The organism is Salmonella sp. SAL4457, assembly GCF_046548235.1.
Classification (GTDB): domain Bacteria; phylum Pseudomonadota; class Gammaproteobacteria; order Enterobacterales; family Enterobacteriaceae; genus Salmonella; species Salmonella enterica.
The window spans coordinates 76,802-93,630 of sequence record NZ_JBGDZO010000004.1 but is presented as its reverse complement, the minus strand read 5'-3'; the positions used below and the strand labels follow the sequence as shown (position 1 = coordinate 93,630).

Genomic DNA, 16,829 nt, shown 5'->3' with positions numbered 1-16,829 from the left:
GCGGTTTTGTTACGAAAAAAGAGGATGATCACAACAGCTATTGTCAGGCCGGAGAGCATTGTTATCGCCGTCCGGCCTGAGTATTACATGACAGCGGCAAATGCCTTCGCCACGTGGTGTACATTTGAAGCATTAAGCCCGGCGACACACATGCGGCCACTGGCAATCAGGTAAACGCCAAACTCATCGCGCAACCGATCGACCTGCTCCGCGCTTAACCCGGTATAGCTGAACATACCGCGCTGCTGTAACAAGTAATCAAAGTTGCGGTCAGGCATCTCCGCCTTCAGCTCCTTCACCAGCGTCTGGCGCATCGATATAATGCGGTTACGCATCGCGTCGACTTCCGCCAGCCAGCCCGCTTTTAACGCCTCATCGCCCAGGACCGTAGCGACCACCTGAGCGCCGAAACACGGCGGACTGGAGTAAATTCGGCGCACCGTCGCTTTTAGCTGTCCCAGAACCCGCGCGGCAATTTCAGCATCTTCACACACCACCGACAGGCCGCCGACGCGCTCGCCGTACAGCGAGAAAATCTTCGAAAAAGAATTACTGACTAACGCAGGTAACCCAGCGCTGGCAATGGCGCGAATAGCGTAAGCATCCTCGTCCATGCCTGCGCCAAACCCCTGATAGGCAATATCAAGGAACGGAATCAGATCGCGCGCTTTCACTATTTCAATCACCGCATCCCATTGCGAAGGCGTTAAATCCGCCCCGGTCGGGTTGTGACAACAGGGGTGCAGCAACACGATACTGCGCGCAGGTAACGTATTCAGCGTGGCCAGCAGATCGTTAAAACGGATGCCGTTAGTCGCGTCGTCATACCAGGGGTAAGTACTCACTTCGAATCCTGCCCCGGCAAATATCGCAATATGGTTTTCCCAGGTGGGGTCGCTCACCCATACGCCTGCGTCGGGGAAATAACGCTTAAGGAAATCCGCGCCCACTTTCAGCGCGCCGGAACCGCCTAATGTCTGGATAGTAGCCACGCGCTGTTGCTGAAGAACCGGGTGATCGGCGCCAAAGAGCAAAGGCGCGATAGTATGGCGATAAGTATTGAGTCCTTCCATCGGCAGGTACAGCGAAGCGCCATGCGGCTGCGCGTTAAGCCGGGCTTCGGCTTCGGCCACCGTTTTAAGCTGTGGGATAATCCCGTCTTCGTTGTAATACAGGCCAATGCTCAGATTTACTTTGTCGTGACGGGAGTCGTCTTTAAAACGCTCCATCAGTGAAAGAATCGGATCGCCGGCATAGGCGTCAACTTTTTGAAACACGCGATGGTTCTCCAGGTTTACAGAGGGCAGGAAATAACACAATAAACCGGAAGGACGAGAAGATCGAGAGGATGTTGTGGTGGATGCGCATATTACCGGATGACGGCGTGAACGTCTTATCCGGCCTGCAGCCCATGCGCGATACAAGCCGGATAAGCGCAAGCGCCACCCGGCCCGCCGCGCATTTAATCAATATACTTCATTGCCACCCTTGAGGTCAGGCGCGTGATAAGTTCGTAAGCACTTACTTTTGTCATTTCAGCGATACGTTCAACCGGCAGACCTTCACCCCATAAGACCACCGGATCGCCCGCGTTATCCTGCGCGTTTGGCCCCAAATCTACGCAAATCATATCCATCGCCACCCGCCCGACAATCGGAACTTCACGACCATTGACCAGTACTGGCGTACCGGAAGGCGCCGCTCGTGGGTAGCCATCGCCATAACCCATCGCCACCACGCCCAGGCGCGTGTCGCGCTCACTCACCCATGTCCCGCCGTAGCCCACCGGTTCGCCCGCTTTGTGGTCACGCACCGCGATCAAACTGGAGGTTAAGGACATCACCGGCTGAAAACCAAAATCCGGCCCCCAGGGTTTGTGCTCCAGCGGCGATACGCCATACAAAATGATGCCCGGACGCGCCCAGTCAAAGTGAGACTGCGGCCACAGCAGAATACCGCCAGACGCGGCAATAGAGCGCTGACCGGGTTTACCCTGACAGAAGGCATTAAAAATGTCGAGCTGATGTTCGGTAGCGCCGCATTCCGGCTCATCCGCACGGGCAAAATGGCTGACGATATTCACCGGCTGGCGTACATTTTTACAGTGCGTCAGACGCTGGTAGAACGCCTCCGCCTCTTCGGGGCGCACGCCGAGACGATGCATACCGGTATCCAGCTTCATCCAGACCGTTACCGGCTCCGCCAGCTCCACCGCCTCCAGGGCGGCAAGCTGCTCTTGATTATGTACGGCGGTATGCAGACATTGCGCGGAAATGGTCGGCAGATCGGCGGCGTCGAAAAAACCCTCCAGCAGCAGGATAGGCTGCGTGATCCCGCCCGCTCGCAGACGTAGAGCCTCTTCAAGACGCGCCACGCCAAAAGCGTCAGCATCAGGGAGCGTTCGCGCGGTCTCCAGAAGACCGTGTCCATAAGCGTTCGCTTTCACCACCGCAACCAGCTTACTGGCAGGCGCCAGTTCACGCAGACGTTGCAGGTTGTGTCGCAGAGCGCGGCGGTTAATGACGACTGTTGCCGCTTGCATTTGAATTCCTTGTTAAAAGAATGACGGAGAGTTACTCATCATCGTATTGCGGTCCCGCATAGTTATCGAAGCGCGACCACTGACCATTGAACGTCAGACGAACCGTACCGATAGGACCGTTACGTTGCTTACCAATAATAATTTCAGCAATGCCTTTTAAGTCGCTGTTCTCGTGATAAACCTCATCACGGTAGATAAACATAATTAAGTCGGCATCCTGTTCAATAGAGCCGGATTCACGCAGGTCGGAGTTCACCGGACGTTTATCCGCGCGTTGTTCCAGGGAGCGGTTAAGCTGCGATAGCGCCACGACCGGCACCTGAAGTTCCTTCGCCAGCGCTTTCAACGAGCGAGAAATTTCGGCGATTTCCAGAGTACGGTTATCAGAAAGCGACGGCACGCGCATCAATTGCAGGTAGTCGATCATAATCAGACTTAACCCGCCATGTTCGCGGAAAATACGCCGCGCGCGCGAACGGACTTCTGTCGGCGTAAGACCTGAGGAGTCGTCAATATACATATTGCGTTTCTCCAGCAGAATGCCCATCGTGCCGGAGATTCGCGCCCAGTCTTCATCATCGAGTTGACCGGTACGAATACGTGTCTGATCGACGCGGGACAGCGAGGCCAGCATACGCATCATGATCTGTTCGCCGGGCATCTCCAGGCTGAAGATCAGTACCGGTTTATCCTGCAACATCGCCGCATTTTCGCAGAGGTTCATCGCAAAAGTGGTTTTACCCATGGAGGGACGCGCCGCGACGATAATCAAATCCGAACGCTGTAACCCTGCCGTCTTTTTATTGAGATCCTGATAGCCGGTATCCACGCCTGTAACGCCATCGTGCGGTTGCTGGAACAACTGCTCAATACGCGCCACGGTAGCGTCGAGGATCTGGTCGATGCTTTTCGGACCTTCGTCTTTGTTGGCCCGGTTTTCCGCGATCTGGAAGACGCGCGACTCCGCCAGATCCAGCAGTTCGTCGCTATTGCGCCCCTGTGGATCGTAACCGGCGTCCGCAATTTCATGCGCCACCGCGATCATATCGCGGACCACGGCGCGTTCGCGCACAATGTCCGCATAAGCACTGATATTCGCCGCGCTTGGCGTGTTTTTAGACAGCTCCGCCAGATAGGCGAAACCGCCGACGCTGTCCAGTTGGCCCTGCCGCTCCAGCGATTCCGCGAGCGTAATCAGGTCGATAGGACTGCCGCTTTCCTGCAAGCGCCCCATCTCCGTAAAGATATGGCGATGCGGGCGGGTATAGAAATCTTCCGCCACCACGCGCTCGGCCACATCGTCCCAGCGCTCGTTATCCAGCATTAAACCGCCCAACACCGACTGTTCCGCTTCAATCGAGTGCGGCGGCACTTTTATCCCGGCAACCTGCGGATCGCGGTCGCGGGCATCAGTCTGTGGTTTGTTGAAGGGTTTATTTCCTGCCATAGTGAATGGAGTTACCGAGATAGTGATTGGGTCGAAAGATTACCACATTTCTTTTGGAGGAAGCATGGCAACGCGTATTGAATTTCACAAGCATGGTGGTCCGGAAGTGCTTCAGACCGTGGAGTTTACGCCAACGGAACCGGCGGAACACGAAATCCAGGTTGAGAACAAAGCCATTGGTATCAACTTCATCGACACCTATATCCGTAGCGGACTCTATCCGCCCCCGTCGTTGCCTGCGGGCCTGGGAACCGAAGCTGCGGGTGTGGTCAGTAAAGTCGGCAACGGCGTGGAGCACATTCGCGTGGGCGATCGCGTCGTCTACGCGCAGTCAACGCTCGGCGCTTACAGTTCCGTCCATAACGTCCCCGCAGATAAAGCCGCGATTTTACCTGACGCCATTTCCTTCGAACAGGCGGCAGCCTCTTTTCTCAAGGGGTTGACCGTTTTTTACCTGTTGCGCAAAACCTATGAAGTGAAACCCGACGAACCCTTCCTGTTTCATGCCGCTGCGGGCGGCGTCGGTCTGATCGCCTGCCAATGGGCAAAAGCGCTGGGCGCGAAGCTTATCGGTACCGTCGGTAGCGCGCAAAAAGCGCAGCGGGCGCTGGACGCCGGTGCCTGGCAGGTAATTAATTACCGTGAGGAGAGCATTGTCGAACGGGTAAAAGAGATCACCGGCGGCAAAAAAGTCCGCGTGGTCTATGACTCCGTGGGGAAAGATACCTGGGAAGCCTCACTGGACTGCCTGCAACGACGGGGACTGATGGTCAGTTTCGGCAATGCGTCCGGCCCCGTCACTGGCGTGAATTTAGGTATTCTGAATCAGAAAGGTTCCCTGTATGCCACGCGACCTTCACTACAGGGGTATATTACGACACGTGAAGAACTGACCGAAGCCAGCAATGAATTGTTCTCATTGATCGCCAGCGGCGTGATTAAAGTTGATGTGGCTGAAAATCAACGCTATGCGTTAAAAGATGCCCGTCGCGCGCATGAGGTACTGGAAAGCCGGGCCACACAGGGCTCAAGCCTGCTGATTCCGTAATAGCTCTGCAAAGAAATTGGGCTTCCACCCGGGAAGCCCTTTCTTTTTTGTTCGGCTGTATGTAGGGTACAGCGCGATGAATTCGTTACCTGCGCAATCATGACAGATTTAATAATCGATTCCTATTTGCTTGTGAGGGCAAAGTTCCAGGTTGTGACGAACCGCTCAATACCTTAGTAAAACCGACGGTTATTGCGCTGATACTGTGGGATTTTTGGCGTTTTTACTGCTTTGATCACCCACACCACAGCCACCGCCAGCAGTAGCCACGGTAACAGCTTGATCATCAGGGCGAACATTCCACCCAGGAACATGACGGCAGTCGCTACAACCAGCGCGGCCAGAATGCCCAGCAAGGAGACGCCCGTCACCATTAACATCAGAAAAAAGCCAAGCACAAAAAGTAGTTCCAGCATAGTCGCTCCCCATAAAGATGGCATTGCCCGGCGGCACGGCGCTTACCGGGTTTGGTCAGGTAAGCTATTACAAAAATCATGCCAATATTTATGTTTTTGATATATAAAGAAAACGCCCTGCAAGACTGCACAGAGCGTGGTGAGATTGACTAATTTTTGGCGAACTTTTAACGCTTGTCTGCTACCAGTTTTAGCGCCTGCTCCAGTACAGCAACATCCGCGCCAGCTTTATGGGCGTTTTCGCTCAGATAGCGACGCCACTGCCGCGCGCCGGGGATGCCCTGGAACAACCCCAGCATATGGCGAGTGATATGCCCCAGATACGCTCCCTGGCTCAATTCACGCTCAATATAGGGATACATCGCGCGAACCACCGTAACCGGGTCGGCATCGGTGGTATCGGCGCCGAAAATCTCCCGATCTACCGCGGCCAGTATACCCGGATTCTGATAAGCTTCGCGGCCAACCATGACGCCATCCATATGGCGCAGGTGTTCCTTCGCCTCTTCCAGCGATTTGATGCCGCCGTTAATGGACATGGTCAGGTGCGGAAAATCCCGCTTTAGCTGGTATACGCGCGGGTAATCCAGCGGCGGGATCTCACGATTTTCTTTCGGGCTTAAGCCAGAAAGCCAGGCTTTGCGCGCATGGATAATAAACATCTCGCATTCGCCCCGACCGGAAACCGTATCGATGAAATCACACAGAAACGCATAACTGTCCTGATCGTCAATACCAATGCGGGTTTTTACCGTTACCGGAATCGAGACGACATCACGCATGGCTTTAACACAATCGGCGACCAGTTGCGCATTGCCCATCAAACAGGCGCCAAACATACCATTTTGCACACGATCGGAGGGGCACCCCACGTTGAGGTTAATTTCATCGTAGCCACGCGCTTCCGCCAGCTTTGCACAATGCGCAAGCTGAGCCGGATCGCTTCCACCAAGCTGTAGAGCAACCGGATGCTCTTCTTCGCTGTAAGCCAGATAGTCACCCTTACCGTGAATAATCGCGCCCGTGGTCACCATTTCGGTGTAGAGCAGCGTCTGGCGAGACAGCAAACGCAGGAAATAGCGGCAATGTCTGTCCGTCCAGTCGAGCATAGGAGCAATGCTAAACCGAGAATTCCAGTAAACACCAGTTTTTTCAGGCATCACGCTGGTTTGATTAATTTTTTTTGTTTCATGATTATCGTGCATTTTTGAACATTTCAGGCTATTTTTCTCGCGTTAGGTTCCCGCACAGGTTCCCACGTTTTATGGGAACCCGAAATAACGAGGTCGTGTAATGGCGTACTATAACATAGAGAAACGACTAAAATCCGATGGCACACCACGCTATCGCTGTAATGTGATTATCAAAGAAAAAGGTGTTATCACTTACAGGGAAAGCAAAACATTCCCTAAACATGCTCATGCCAAAACATGGGGCACACAGAAAGTGATGGAATTAGATCTATATGGCATTCCATCATCAAATGCAGTTGACGGACTTACAGTCCGTGACTTACTACACAAATATTTAAATGACCCAAATGCCGGAGGTAAAGCAGGCCGTACTAAAAGATATGTGCTGGAACTGCTTATGGATAGTGACATCTCCGCGATCAAACTATCTGAACTGACAGAAAATGACGTAATTGAACATTGCAGGCTAAGAAACAACGCTGGTGCAGGTCCAGCTACAGTTAGCCACGATGTTAGTTATCTTGGCAGTGTTCTGGATGCTGCCAAACCTGTATATGGAATTAATTACACATCAAACCCAGCAAAAGCCGCTCGTCCATATCTACTTAAACTTGGTTTAATTGGTAAATCAAATCGTCGTAATCGTAGACCGGCATCTGATGAACTGGACATGCTCATTGAAGGTCTTCAACAACGATCTACACATAAATGCTCAAAAATTCCGTTCGTTGATATCCTCAAATTTTCTGTGTGGTCATGTATGCGAATCGGTGAAGTATGCCGATTACGATGGGAGGATCTCGATCAGGAACAAAAATCCATACTCGTAAGAGACAGGAAAGATCCACGTAAAAAGGAAGGCAACCATATGAAAGTAGCCTTGCTTGGGGAAGCCTGGGATATCGTCCAACGACAACCCAAAAAATCAGAATTCATTTTTCCATATAACAGCACTTCTGTTACTGCGGGATTCCAGAGGGTAAGAAGCAAATTAGGTATTAAAGATCTGCGATACCATGATTTGCGTAGAGAAGGGGCAAGTCGCTTATTTGAGGCTGGTTTTAGTATTGAGGAAGTCGCCCAGGTTACAGGGCATCGTTCATTAAACGTGCTATGGCAGGTATATACCGAACTGTATCCGAAATCTTTACATAATCGTTTTGAAGAGCTCCAAAGGAGCAGAAATAAGACCTCTTGACACTGTTTATCCATACAGTTAAAAATAATGCTGTATACAAACACAGTATAGAGGGACTTTTATGCGTATTGAAATCTGCATAGCCAAAGAAAAAATGACTAAAATGCCAACCGGTGCTGTGGATGCGTTAAAGGAAGAATTAACCCGACGCATCAGTAAACGTTATGACGATGTAGAGGTGATCGTAAAAGCCACCAGCAACGATGGCCTTTCTGTTACACGCACCGCAGATAAGGATTCTGCAAAAACTTTTGTTCAGGAGACTCTGAAAGATACCTGGGAATCTGCTGACGAGTGGTTTGTTCACTAATTAACACGTAAAATCGGTAACGGCTGGAAATCATTCAATACTCGCACTATCGAAAGTTCGCCAGCCAGCCGCAGCACGTTCTTGCATACGACGTGGCTGCGGCTTCCAACATTAGACAAATAACTCTTTAAATTGCTTTTAAATTATTTCGTTTGAATGCCAGTAACAGGAAATCGTTTATATAGGGTTGATAGCCCAACGTTATAGATACGTGCAACATAACGCCGTGATTTCCCTGCCGCTATGAGCGCTCCCATCTGTTGCCACTGCTCGTCGCTAAACTTCGGTCTACGCCCACCAATCCGGCCTTTGGATCTGGCAATAGCCAAACCAGCTAAAGTTCGCTCGCTATTCAAATCAGATTCATACTGCGCAGCAGAAAGAATATTACGGAAATTATAGCGACCACTTGCTGTTTTCAGGTCTACGCCATCTGTAATACTCCGAAAATTAACACCTTTTTCGTGCAGATTTTGAAACATCAATAGCGCATGCAGCACATTTCTCCCTATCCGATCTAACTTCCAGACAATCAACTCATCTCCACTTTTCATCACCGTAATTAATTCCTTTAACACAGGGCGATTAGCTGTTCTGCCACTGGCATATTCTTCATAAATTCGCTCACAGCCAGCTGACTCAAGTGCAAGACGTTGCAACTCTGTATCCTGATGATTTGTTGATACACGAACATACCCGTAAATCATGAGTGCTTCTCCTGTTGTAAAAACAGGAGAAGAGGCGAAATATCACCTGATTCAGAAAAATATTTGAAAGGTTGGTTTAGGCGAAACGATAAATCTGGCTGCGGGCGCAGTCCAGAAAACTGGCGATGAGATGAACGGGAAGTTAACCCTGCCACAGACATCTTCCTTCGGCGTGAATACTAATAACACACTGGGCGGTAGTTCCATCGCTATCGGTGATTGAGCTTTGGACGCCTGCCACCAATACGACCTTTTGAACGCACCACTTCCAACCCGGCTCTGGTACGCTCAACGATCAGCTCACACTCCATTTCAATGCCAGAACGGCAAGGCTCCTCCTGAGCGAAAAGGACTTTTTTTGAAAGTTTCTGGAAAATAAAAATAGTACTATTTGTAGCATTAATTGAATCAGCCGATTTTTTCTAATTCATCAATCAGATGGACATAGCATTTGCTATAAAAAATAAAAGTATTCCTGCTATCTATATATAAATGAGTTATGTACATATAAAAGGATCATTACCGTGACAAAAATAACTTTATCTCCCCAAAATTTTAGAATCCAAAAACAGGAAACCACACTACTAAAAGAAAAATCAACCGAGAAAAATTCTTTAGCAAAAAGTATTCTCGCAGTAAAAAATCACTTCATCGAATTAAGGTCAAAATTATCGGAACGTTTTATTTCGCATAAGAACACTGAGTCTTCTGCAACACACTTTCACCGAGGAAGCGCATCTGAGGGCCGGGCAGTGTTGACAAATAAAGTCGTTAAAGATTTTATGCTTCAAACGCTCAATGATATAGATATTAGAGGTAGTGCGAGTAAAGACCCCGCATACGCCAGCCAGACCCGTGAAGCTATACTATCGGCAGTTTACAGCAAGAATAAAGATCAGTGTTGTAATTTGCTCATCAGCAAAGGGATCAACATAGCGCCTTTTCTTCAGGAAATTGGCGAAGCAGCGAAAAATGCAGGTCTGCCCGGAACAACCAAAAATGACGTTTTTACGCCAAGCGGCGCAGGGGCCAATCCTTTTATAACTCCGTTGATTTCATCAGCAAACAGTAAGTATCCACGTATGTTTATCAATCAACATCAGCAGGCATCCTTTAAAATCTATGCGGAGAAGATCATTATGACAGAAGTTGCACCACTGTTTAATGAGTGTGCTATGCCGACTCCACAGCAATTCCAACTGATACTAGAAAACATTGCTAATAAATATATACAAAACACTCCCTGAACACTGAAAAACCAAAAAATATGCGGAGCCTCTTCCTGATTAATATGAACCAATAGTATCCATAATTTTCCCCAGGAACTAACTCCGGAGCTAAACCGTCATTTACCAGTGCTAAAATTATACACTCAACCATCAAAAAAATAGCCATTGCTGCTATATAACATATAGCAGCAGTCTCTACTACATATCTATATTTTTATATCTGAGCTGGTTTCTCCGGCCAGTCTGGGTTAGCTGTATCCACCCGGTTTACCATTACGCTATAAAGTTCCCATGCTTCCAGCCGTTTAATCTCTTCATCTGTGGCAATTTTCAGTTTTACCGCCCGCGCCAGTGGCGCAATAACTGACTCAGCCTCAGCAAGAAGTTCCGCTTTTCTGGCTTCAGCCTGTGCAACCAGCTCTTCAGGTGTATATTCGCGATGCTCAACCAGTACCGGGCCTCCTTTCCTGTGCTCAATATATTTTCCGTCCACCTGGCCCTGCATCAGCTCGCGATAATACTCATCTGTCAGGGGAATTAAATCGTCAGGGGAATTATCGGATTCGGTATCCGGTTGCCAGAAAAAACCTTTTTCTTTAAAGCTGTAATAATATTCGCTCATTGATATTTATCTCCCAAGTGCAAGCCAGGCTACAGGAAAATTATTGACCAGATTGGCCATTCCTGATGACTTGGTGGCGGCAAAAAACTGACTGTTGCTCACCGGGTATCCGAATGCGTTATCCACCTGGGTGCCCTGAGCGTTGGTATTGGTTACAAAAACGGCAAAGCAACCAACAGGGAAAGCGCGCGGGAAATTGTAGGTTCCGTTTGAGTTACCAAGTGTTCCCCACTGCATTATAAATCCGGTGCTGTCGTCCAGAATCCAGCCCCAGTCCTGAATGCTGCCGGTATTTTTACGGGCGAAAGTCTGGTTAACATAATCCCATGTGGCGCGGGTGTTGATGTTGTTGTCACGAACTGCCAGTTCACTATTGATCCAGTCAATCGTTCCACGGGTATTTAGCTGATTAGTAATCCAGATACTCAGCCAGTTATTCCCCCACACTGAACCAAAAATGTCACCATTAGTGGTCATGCGCGCATTATCGAAATGAATATCGGTGAGCATGTGTAATCCGTTGCCATCGATATAACCCACTTTGGCAGCGTTACAGTAAATATCCAGTACGCCATCCGCGCTGCCGATAAATCCACTGTCACTGTCACCGATATTTATACACGGTGTGCTGCCGTCAAAAACGCCGGTTCCGATATTGCCGATACTCACGCGTTTTGTTGGATTGAGGGTTTCTTTTAAACCGATATTTTGTACAAACCGCGGCTTGTCAGGAATGTCTGCACCGTTCTGTGATTTTTGTAACGCATCGGCGGCACGATTTATCGTTTCTTCTAAACCAAGGTTTTCGAGAGCCGTTTTCACCGTGCCGTCCGATTTGATATCGCCAAACGGATTCTTGCGGCTTAACAGCAGCGCACGAAGCGCGGTAAGCAGCTGGTCGTGCCGCCCCTTCTCCAGGCTGGCACCGGATGCCTCCACCACGCTGCAAAGCTCCTCCTGCAACATGTCAAAGTAGTCATCATCCAGATCGGTGGCAGGCGTTCCGGTCTGGGGGTTACCACGGGTAAAACCGTTCTTACCCGCGCCGAACTTATCCTTCTGCGCGGTTTTCGTGTCTATACGATGCATGGATTACTCCGGATATTTAAAAATTACGTAGGTATGCGAAGGGCAGAGTTTGTTAAGCACGCACTCGACAACGGTGTCGCCCCAGATACGCAGTGCGGAATCACAGGGATCGCCACATGTCATCCAGGTGGTGTTGGTGGCGGCTGGCATGTTGACCTGCCAGTAATACCGCCATTCCGGCGCATTCACCGCGTCAGTACAGGCCGATGAGCAGGTGAACGTACTTTTATCGTATCGCGTGATAGTGGCGTCTGGTCTGCCCAGGGCAGCAAGCTGTGCAAGGTAAAAATCCTCATTGATGCCGCCCGCCAGATTAACCTTCGCATCCAGCCGTTGCTGACGCTGGCGAAGGGTCTGTGTCCCTGCGGGAATACATTCATCCGGCAGACCGCACAGACGCTCCCAGCGGTTTATCAGTTCAGTGGTGGTGCGCGGATCCAACTCCCGCATCAGGGCATCCGCACGCTGATGAACACGGGTTAATGACGGTGCCGCACCTGCAATCGCCGGATCGCTGGCTGACCACGCCGGACCGGGCGGCAGCAGTGCCGACAACAGACGGATGTAATCATCGTTTGTCACGTCCATGAAATCGTCCCCAGAACCGCCAGTTCATTTTTTGCAATGGAGATATTGTCTGCCGGTGCAAGCAACTGATGGCTGTATTCCCCGTTCGCACCGGAAATCGCCTCACTGATACGCGATACCTTCAGTTCTCCCTGCGGATAACCATCACGCAGCAGGAACGAACGCAACTCCGCGGTGATGACAGCCCGTATTTCCGGTGTGTCCGGCGTCACACGGATATGAAAATCCACCGTATGTGCCACCGGCCTGAACACATACAAATCAGAGCCTGCCACCGGGGCCAGTGGCTCGATATGTTGTCTTGCCGCCGTTTCCGTTGATTCTTCCGGAATGGGATTAATCAGGTCACTGCTGGCAATCATCACACCGACAGTTCCCGTTCCCATCCAGTGACGGTATGTCCATGCGCGGGTAATGCCGGGCACTTCTTTAGCCCAGACGACATAGTCCCCGTCAGCCCCGCCCTGAGGCGTCCAGTAATACCGCTCAATGACGCGGGCGCGCCACGTTTCCAGCTCTTCAGTATCAAATCCGCCTGTCAGGGTGTCAGCCACACCGGAAGACGGCAGACCATTCACCGGCGTGACCAGGATTAATGCCGTACCGTCGTCAGCGTTACCGACCGCACCTGCACTTGAGCAGGCGATCGGCACGCGCAGGACACCACCAGAGCTGGTTGCATCGGCAGTTGCCGTGTACTGAACCAGGTCATCGCGCTGAATAACACTCCCGGCAGTCACCTTCAGGCCATCGCTGACACCTTCCCAGCGCATATACCCGCTGGCAGCCGTGGCCTCCTTGCGCGGACACCGTTTCATCGCAGCATGTCGCGCCAGCCAGGACTCATCGCACAGGTCAGGCAGCATGTTCATTGCCAGATAATCGATGTAACCGTAAACCGTATGCAGCGCCGCCGCATACACCTTTGCCCGCACGTCTTCATCCATGCGCCGGAGCGTGTCGCTGACGTCCAGCCTGGCGAATAAATCGTTACGGAGCATACTGATATTTTCTGCCAGCGTCGGGCGCTGAAATTCACTGTCCGCCATGCGTTATCGCACTCCACAGATCATCAAAAGAAATCATTACCGGTCCGTCACGACGCCAGAGAGTGATACTGTTACCCAGTTCATTAATCCCGGTGCGGCGGATATCCAGATCAATACGGGACACCACGCCGTCATCAATCATCCATTGCAGGCATTCGCGGATATACCCCCTTACCGTCTGCACCAGCTGATTGGTCAGTTTGCTGCGCTGAAGCAGCCACAGTCGGGAGCCGTAACGGTCATTCTGTACCGCAGGCCAGGTATCCCCCCACCATCCCATCGGGACGTCGGCATTATCATCAGGCTCCGCCCGCCGCCAGGTGAACAGGGAAATCACCACGGCGCGGGTCAGCGGATCCAGCGGTGCGCTGGCGCAGGTGCGTTTACCGTTCACCGTCAGCCACAGTTCCATCATGCCTCCATCGCTTTATCCGGTTTGTCGGTGTTACTGCCCTGACCGTTCTCTCTGTGACGATGGCCGTTATAGGCAAGCCGCATCGCTGACATGGTGGTGCCGCCGGAATCGCACAGGTCTTTCACCTGTCCGGTCACTTCCAGGTCCATTTCAAAACGCGCTTTAGGTGAATTGCGAAACGTGATCGTTTTACCTGCACCGTCCACCACGAGCCCCTCCCGGGTCAGCGTCACGGACTGCCCCTGATCGTCATAGACAGCCACCTCACCCGTCTGCAGCCCTTTCAGGCGGTAGCGCCGGTCCGACACCGTAACAACCACCGCATGAGAACGGTCGCCATCCGGAAACAACACCACCGCTTCCGCACCGCTGTTTGCCCTTGAGGTAAAACCGTAGGGTTCAAGATGTTCAACCCCGGCTTTGGGTTCACCGGCAATCAGGGACACATCCACGGTCTGACATTTCGTGGCGGCACTGATGCTTTTCACCACGGCCCGCCCAATCAGGCCGAGGAGTTGTCGCTGCATGGCTTCAATCGTCCTCATCAGAACGGGTCCTCCTGTACTCTGGCTTTTTTCTTTTTCCGCGCGCCGGGGGCTTCGGGTTCAGGCAGATAAGCATCAGGTGGGCCGACACGGATTTCCGTCAGGGTGCCGTTCTGGTCCTGAGTAAACGTGACTTCCGAAACAAGCAGTTCGGTATTGTCGAAACCACAGACCGGATCAAAGACAATCACCCGCTGGTTGGGCTGCCACAGCGTACCGTTACCCTGTCGCCAGCCCTGCACCACATAGGTGGTTTCATCCGTCCGCGCCGCCCGTTGTCGGGCTTCAAAGTCCGCACGGGCAATACAGCCTGCCCCCGTAGCCTGCCCTGTCTGCCTGATATACATCGGACGGTAACGGGCAATAAATGCGTCCTCTGTGCGGGCCCGCAGCGCGGTGGTGGTGGCCTCACCGAAATCATCGTCGTTTCCGGCACGCTGCCCCGCCACCTGGTAAACAGAAAACCGCTCCCGGATACTCTTCTCCGTATCGCAGGAAAGGATGTTTTCCCCGAGTACCAGCGCAGTATGTGCCCGCGTTGAGCCAATACCGCCAATCACCAGCCTGCCGTGCGGGTCGTCGTAAGCCAGTGCCTGCTGCTGACCGAGTATTTTGTTGATTACCTCAATCACCGTTTCACCGTGATCAGGCTGGACATCAGGAATAACACCCGACGGCGCACCGTTGTTCACCACCTCAATGCCGAAAGGCGCAGCAAGCGCCTGCGCAATCTGTACCAGCGATCGTCCATTAAACTGTGTCGGTTCGGCTGCACAGTCAATCAGGTCAGCGGTCAGACTGCGTCCGGCAATACCGGTGCTGACCGAACGGGCATCGTAACGAACGGGCGTCGCCTCCACCCAGCCGGTGATCACCAGCTCATCACCAATCAGCACCTCCACTTTTGAACCGTTTTTAATGCGCGGCTGAAGCGTGGTGATACCCTCATCTCCCGGCCACTGGCGGGTGATCTCCACACTGAAATCCCGCGCCAGCCGTTCAATACCGGCACCGATGCGCACCGATGTCCAGCCATTCCACTCCCGGCCATTTACCCGTAGCGTGACATTGTCGTTCATTGCACTGGCACCTTCAGAGGGATCACCGGCACAAAGCCGGGATGCGTAATGGCATTACGCCGGATAATGTCCGCGTCACGCGCCGCGTTATCAAACCAGGTCGCCGCCAGCACCAGCGCGGGTAAAACCTCATCCGGTGTGCGCTGAATGATCCGTGCAGACTGTTCAAGGCGCGTGTTGATATCCGCATTCAGATCTGCTTTCACCCGGCGCAGCGCCAGAAACAGCGCATCGCTGGTTGTACGGGACAACTCCTTATCAATTGCCGTATTCAGTGTGTCGCGAATGTCAGTCAGTTCTTCCCACGTCGGCAGGTCAACCGTGTTTTTCACCGCCGGTGCATTGTTCAGTGCCGGATGCGTGACGGAAGGCCAGCCAGTGCTCTGCGCGGGTGTTGTTGCCTGCCCCACTGCGGAATTCTGCATCACCGCGGAAGTTGTTGGCGCAGGCAATCGGGTGACGGCATACGCCGCTTCGCTGATTGCGGTCGTACGAAGGGTGCTGGCAACCACGTTACGCTGCTGCGTCGCCGTGGCGGTGGTTTTACTGTCCGTTTTCCAGACGCCGCGCGGTTGCAGATCGCTGCCGAGGCTGACACCGGAAAGCGTTTTGATCATGGTGACCAGGTCGCTGGCGTTACCATAAAGGCGTTTCCCGGTACGCCACATTTTCTGCACCTGCTCAACGAAATTTTTGCCTGACGATGGCGGCGGCAGAAGTACCGAGATATCCCCCTGCAACAGCCTGGCGGCATCCGATACGGCAGAATCCACCACTTTCATCGCATCAGAAACATACCCCAGCATTATGCTGGCATTACCGATAACGTCGTTCTGCACGAAATCCGCCACACCATCGATACTGAAACCGCTGAAGCTGTCACTGATGCAGTCATCCAGTGCAGAACAGGATGACATCAGCGTCTGCGCCGTCGCCGCACCTGATGTGGGGTAAGAGAGTTCTCCTGCTTCGACAAACTTCAGGTCAAAGCGGACAATACGCCCTTCACTTTTCGATGTGCTGACCCGAACTTCCCCGTCAACACAGACTTTCAGCTCACCATATGTCGGGTGGACAAGCGTGCCGGGACCGGGTTTATTCAGCGCGTCAATCAGGCGATCGCGCTGGTCAAAGCAGTCATCTCCCACCACATAAGCTGTGATGGACGGGCGGAAAGTGACTTTTCCCAGATCTTCGGTATAGGGCTTGTCGCGGTTCGGATATTCGTGTGTTTCCACACGGCGACCGGTTCCCGCACTTTCTTCTTCAACCTTAAACGGTACGCCGCGAAATGACGCATCCTGAAGCCTGTCTTTCCACGTCATATAAACTCCGGATACAAAAAACCCGCC

The 16,829-nt window shown here is 52.1% G+C and carries 18 protein-coding genes and 3 pseudogenes; 5 read left to right on the top strand and 16 right to left on the bottom strand.

The window, feature by feature from the left end:
• Nucleotides 1-83: 83 nt before the first annotated feature.
• From tyrB to dnaB, 3 genes are all read right to left on the bottom strand, one after another.
• Nucleotides 84-1,277, bottom strand: a complete 1,194-nt coding sequence (gene tyrB / locus ACLJNW_RS14255; RefSeq protein WP_023204800.1) for an aromatic amino acid transaminase — start codon at nucleotides 1,275-1,277, stop codon at nucleotides 84-86.
• Nucleotides 1,278-1,462: 185 nt separating this feature from the next.
• Nucleotides 1,463-2,542 (bottom strand): alanine racemase, encoded by a 1,080-nt coding sequence (gene alr / locus ACLJNW_RS14250; RefSeq protein ID WP_001147297.1) that lies wholly within the window; start codon nucleotides 2,540-2,542, stop codon nucleotides 1,463-1,465.
• 31 nt (nucleotides 2,543-2,573) lie between these two features.
• Nucleotides 2,574-3,989, bottom strand: coding sequence for a replicative DNA helicase (dnaB, locus tag ACLJNW_RS14245; RefSeq protein ID WP_000918353.1), 1,416 nt, complete (start codon nucleotides 3,987-3,989; stop codon nucleotides 2,574-2,576).
• Nucleotides 3,990-4,053: 64 nt separating this feature from the next.
• On the opposite strand from dnaB, the gene ACLJNW_RS14240 reads away from it, so the two are divergent.
• Nucleotides 4,054-5,037: a quinone oxidoreductase gene (locus tag ACLJNW_RS14240; RefSeq protein ID WP_000235555.1), complete on the top strand. Its 984-nt coding sequence runs from the start codon at nucleotides 4,054-4,056 to the stop codon at nucleotides 5,035-5,037.
• A gap of 173 nt (nucleotides 5,038-5,210) precedes the next feature.
• Here ACLJNW_RS14240 and pspG read toward each other — a convergent pair whose 3' ends face one another.
• Together pspG and dusA are read right to left on the bottom strand one after the other, a co-directional pair.
• Nucleotides 5,211-5,453 (bottom strand): envelope stress response protein PspG, encoded by a 243-nt coding sequence (gene pspG / locus ACLJNW_RS14235; protein ID WP_000891414.1) that lies wholly within the window; start codon nucleotides 5,451-5,453, stop codon nucleotides 5,211-5,213.
• Nucleotides 5,454-5,620: 167 nt separating this feature from the next.
• Nucleotides 5,621-6,658, bottom strand: a complete 1,038-nt coding sequence (dusA, locus tag ACLJNW_RS14230; protein ID WP_052934728.1) for a tRNA dihydrouridine(20/20a) synthase DusA — start codon at nucleotides 6,656-6,658, stop codon at nucleotides 5,621-5,623.
• An 88-nt stretch (nucleotides 6,659-6,746) separates the two neighbouring features.
• Between dusA and ACLJNW_RS14225 the strand changes: the two genes are divergently transcribed.
• Together ACLJNW_RS14225 and ACLJNW_RS14220 are read left to right on the top strand one after the other, a co-directional pair.
• A complete protein-coding gene (locus ACLJNW_RS14225) occupies nucleotides 6,747-7,844 on the top strand; it encodes a tyrosine-type recombinase/integrase (RefSeq protein ID WP_000332264.1) in 1,098 nt (365 codons plus the stop codon).
• Between the two features lie 61 nt (nucleotides 7,845-7,905).
• On the top strand, nucleotides 7,906-8,154 hold the full coding sequence (locus ACLJNW_RS14220) for a DinI-like family protein (RefSeq protein ID WP_001217553.1): 249 nt from the start codon (nucleotides 7,906-7,908) through the stop codon (nucleotides 8,152-8,154).
• A 143-nt stretch (nucleotides 8,155-8,297) separates the two neighbouring features.
• Here ACLJNW_RS14220 and ACLJNW_RS14215 read toward each other — a convergent pair whose 3' ends face one another.
• Nucleotides 8,298-8,861, bottom strand: a complete 564-nt coding sequence (locus tag ACLJNW_RS14215) for a recombinase family protein (protein ID WP_000639149.1) — start codon at nucleotides 8,859-8,861, stop codon at nucleotides 8,298-8,300.
• Nucleotides 8,862-8,949: 88 nt separating this feature from the next.
• Here ACLJNW_RS14215 and ACLJNW_RS14210 point away from each other — a divergent pair.
• Nucleotides 8,950-9,081: pseudogene (locus ACLJNW_RS14210) on the top strand (phage tail protein); the annotation flags it as partial.
• 1 nt (nucleotide 9,082) lies between these two features.
• Here the strand turns inward: ACLJNW_RS14210 and ACLJNW_RS14205 are convergent.
• Nucleotides 9,083-9,175 (bottom strand): annotated as a pseudogene (locus ACLJNW_RS14205) (DNA-invertase); the annotation flags it as partial.
• Nucleotides 9,176-9,385: 210 nt separating this feature from the next.
• Here ACLJNW_RS14205 and sopE point away from each other — a divergent pair.
• Complete coding sequence (sopE, locus tag ACLJNW_RS14200) at nucleotides 9,386-10,108, top strand: SPI-1 type III secretion system guanine nucleotide exchange factor SopE (protein ID WP_000161707.1); 723 nt, start codon at nucleotides 9,386-9,388, stop codon at nucleotides 10,106-10,108.
• A 196-nt stretch (nucleotides 10,109-10,304) separates the two neighbouring features.
• Here the strand turns inward: sopE and ACLJNW_RS14195 are convergent, their stop codons facing one another.
• The 9 genes and pseudogenes from ACLJNW_RS14195 to ACLJNW_RS14155 all read right to left on the bottom strand — a co-directional run bounded on the left by ACLJNW_RS14195 (nucleotide 10,305) and on the right by ACLJNW_RS14155 (nucleotide 16,802).
• Nucleotides 10,305-10,712, bottom strand: a complete 408-nt coding sequence (locus ACLJNW_RS14195) for a tail fiber assembly protein (RefSeq protein WP_000006335.1) — start codon at nucleotides 10,710-10,712, stop codon at nucleotides 10,305-10,307.
• Nucleotides 10,713-10,718: 6 nt separating this feature from the next.
• Complete coding sequence (locus ACLJNW_RS14190; RefSeq protein WP_227004537.1) at nucleotides 10,719-10,949, bottom strand: hypothetical protein; 231 nt, start codon at nucleotides 10,947-10,949, stop codon at nucleotides 10,719-10,721.
• Between the two features lie 462 nt (nucleotides 10,950-11,411).
• Nucleotides 11,412-11,801: pseudogene (locus ACLJNW_RS14185) on the bottom strand (hypothetical protein); the annotation flags it as partial.
• Between the two features lie 3 nt (nucleotides 11,802-11,804).
• Nucleotides 11,805-12,389: a YmfQ family protein gene (locus ACLJNW_RS14180; protein ID WP_000383548.1), complete on the bottom strand. Its 585-nt coding sequence runs from the start codon at nucleotides 12,387-12,389 to the stop codon at nucleotides 11,805-11,807.
• The gene (locus tag ACLJNW_RS14175; RefSeq protein WP_022630974.1) at nucleotides 12,380-13,438 is read right to left on the bottom strand and encodes a baseplate J/gp47 family protein; all 1,059 of its coding nucleotides are present in this window, start codon (nucleotides 13,436-13,438) and stop codon (nucleotides 12,380-12,382) included. The genes ACLJNW_RS14180 and ACLJNW_RS14175 overlap by 10 nt, the downstream gene beginning before the upstream one ends.
• A complete protein-coding gene (locus ACLJNW_RS14170; protein ID WP_000424732.1) occupies nucleotides 13,425-13,850 on the bottom strand; it encodes a phage GP46 family protein in 426 nt (141 codons plus the stop codon). Before ACLJNW_RS14170 ends, ACLJNW_RS14175 begins: the two co-directional genes overlap by 14 nt.
• Complete coding sequence (locus ACLJNW_RS14165) at nucleotides 13,850-14,398, bottom strand: phage baseplate assembly protein V (protein ID WP_022630975.1); 549 nt, start codon at nucleotides 14,396-14,398, stop codon at nucleotides 13,850-13,852. Before ACLJNW_RS14165 ends, ACLJNW_RS14170 begins: the two co-directional genes overlap by 1 nt.
• Nucleotides 14,398-15,477 (bottom strand): phage baseplate assembly protein, encoded by a 1,080-nt coding sequence (locus ACLJNW_RS14160; protein WP_000999499.1) that lies wholly within the window; start codon nucleotides 15,475-15,477, stop codon nucleotides 14,398-14,400. The genes ACLJNW_RS14165 and ACLJNW_RS14160 overlap by 1 nt, the downstream gene beginning before the upstream one ends.
• A complete protein-coding gene (locus ACLJNW_RS14155; protein WP_000219913.1) occupies nucleotides 15,474-16,802 on the bottom strand; it encodes a DNA circularization protein in 1,329 nt (442 codons plus the stop codon). Before ACLJNW_RS14155 ends, ACLJNW_RS14160 begins: the two co-directional genes overlap by 4 nt.
• Nucleotides 16,803-16,829 lie beyond the last annotated feature (27 nt).

Bases quoted from the DNA above. Each gene is read 5' to 3' on its own strand.
- ACLJNW_RS14215 (WP_000639149.1), bottom strand. From the start codon at position 8,861: ATGATTTACGGGTATGTTCGTGTATCAACAAATCATCAGGATACAGAG.
- ACLJNW_RS14195 (WP_000006335.1), bottom strand. From the start codon at position 10,712: ATGAGCGAATATTATTACAGCTTTAAAGAAAAAGGTTTTTTCTGGCAA.
- alr (WP_001147297.1), bottom strand. From the start codon at position 2,542: ATGCAAGCGGCAACAGTCGTCATTAACCGCCGCGCTCTGCGACACAAC.
- ACLJNW_RS14165 (WP_022630975.1), bottom strand. From the start codon at position 14,398: ATGAGGACGATTGAAGCCATGCAGCGACAACTCCTCGGCCTGATTGGG.
- ACLJNW_RS14240 (WP_000235555.1), top strand. From the start codon at position 4,054: ATGGCAACGCGTATTGAATTTCACAAGCATGGTGGTCCGGAAGTGCTT.
- ACLJNW_RS14180 (WP_000383548.1), bottom strand. From the start codon at position 12,389: ATGGACGTGACAAACGATGATTACATCCGTCTGTTGTCGGCACTGCTG.
- ACLJNW_RS14220 (WP_001217553.1), top strand. From the start codon at position 7,906: ATGCGTATTGAAATCTGCATAGCCAAAGAAAAAATGACTAAAATGCCA.
- dnaB (WP_000918353.1), bottom strand. From the start codon at position 3,989: ATGGCAGGAAATAAACCCTTCAACAAACCACAGACTGATGCCCGCGAC.
- ACLJNW_RS14190 (WP_227004537.1), bottom strand. From the start codon at position 10,949: ATGCAGTGGGGAACACTTGGTAACTCAAACGGAACCTACAATTTCCCG.
- ACLJNW_RS14170 (WP_000424732.1), bottom strand. From the start codon at position 13,850: ATGGAACTGTGGCTGACGGTGAACGGTAAACGCACCTGCGCCAGCGCA.
- pspG (WP_000891414.1), bottom strand. From the start codon at position 5,453: ATGCTGGAACTACTTTTTGTGCTTGGCTTTTTTCTGATGTTAATGGTG.
- ACLJNW_RS14175 (WP_022630974.1), bottom strand. From the start codon at position 13,438: ATGGCGGACAGTGAATTTCAGCGCCCGACGCTGGCAGAAAATATCAGT.
- ACLJNW_RS14155 (WP_000219913.1), bottom strand. From the start codon at position 16,802: ATGACGTGGAAAGACAGGCTTCAGGATGCGTCATTTCGCGGCGTACCG.
- ACLJNW_RS14160 (WP_000999499.1), bottom strand. From the start codon at position 15,477: ATGAACGACAATGTCACGCTACGGGTAAATGGCCGGGAGTGGAATGGC.
- ACLJNW_RS14225 (WP_000332264.1), top strand. From the start codon at position 6,747: ATGGCGTACTATAACATAGAGAAACGACTAAAATCCGATGGCACACCA.
- dusA (WP_052934728.1), bottom strand. From the start codon at position 6,658: ATGCACGATAATCATGAAACAAAAAAAATTAATCAAACCAGCGTGATG.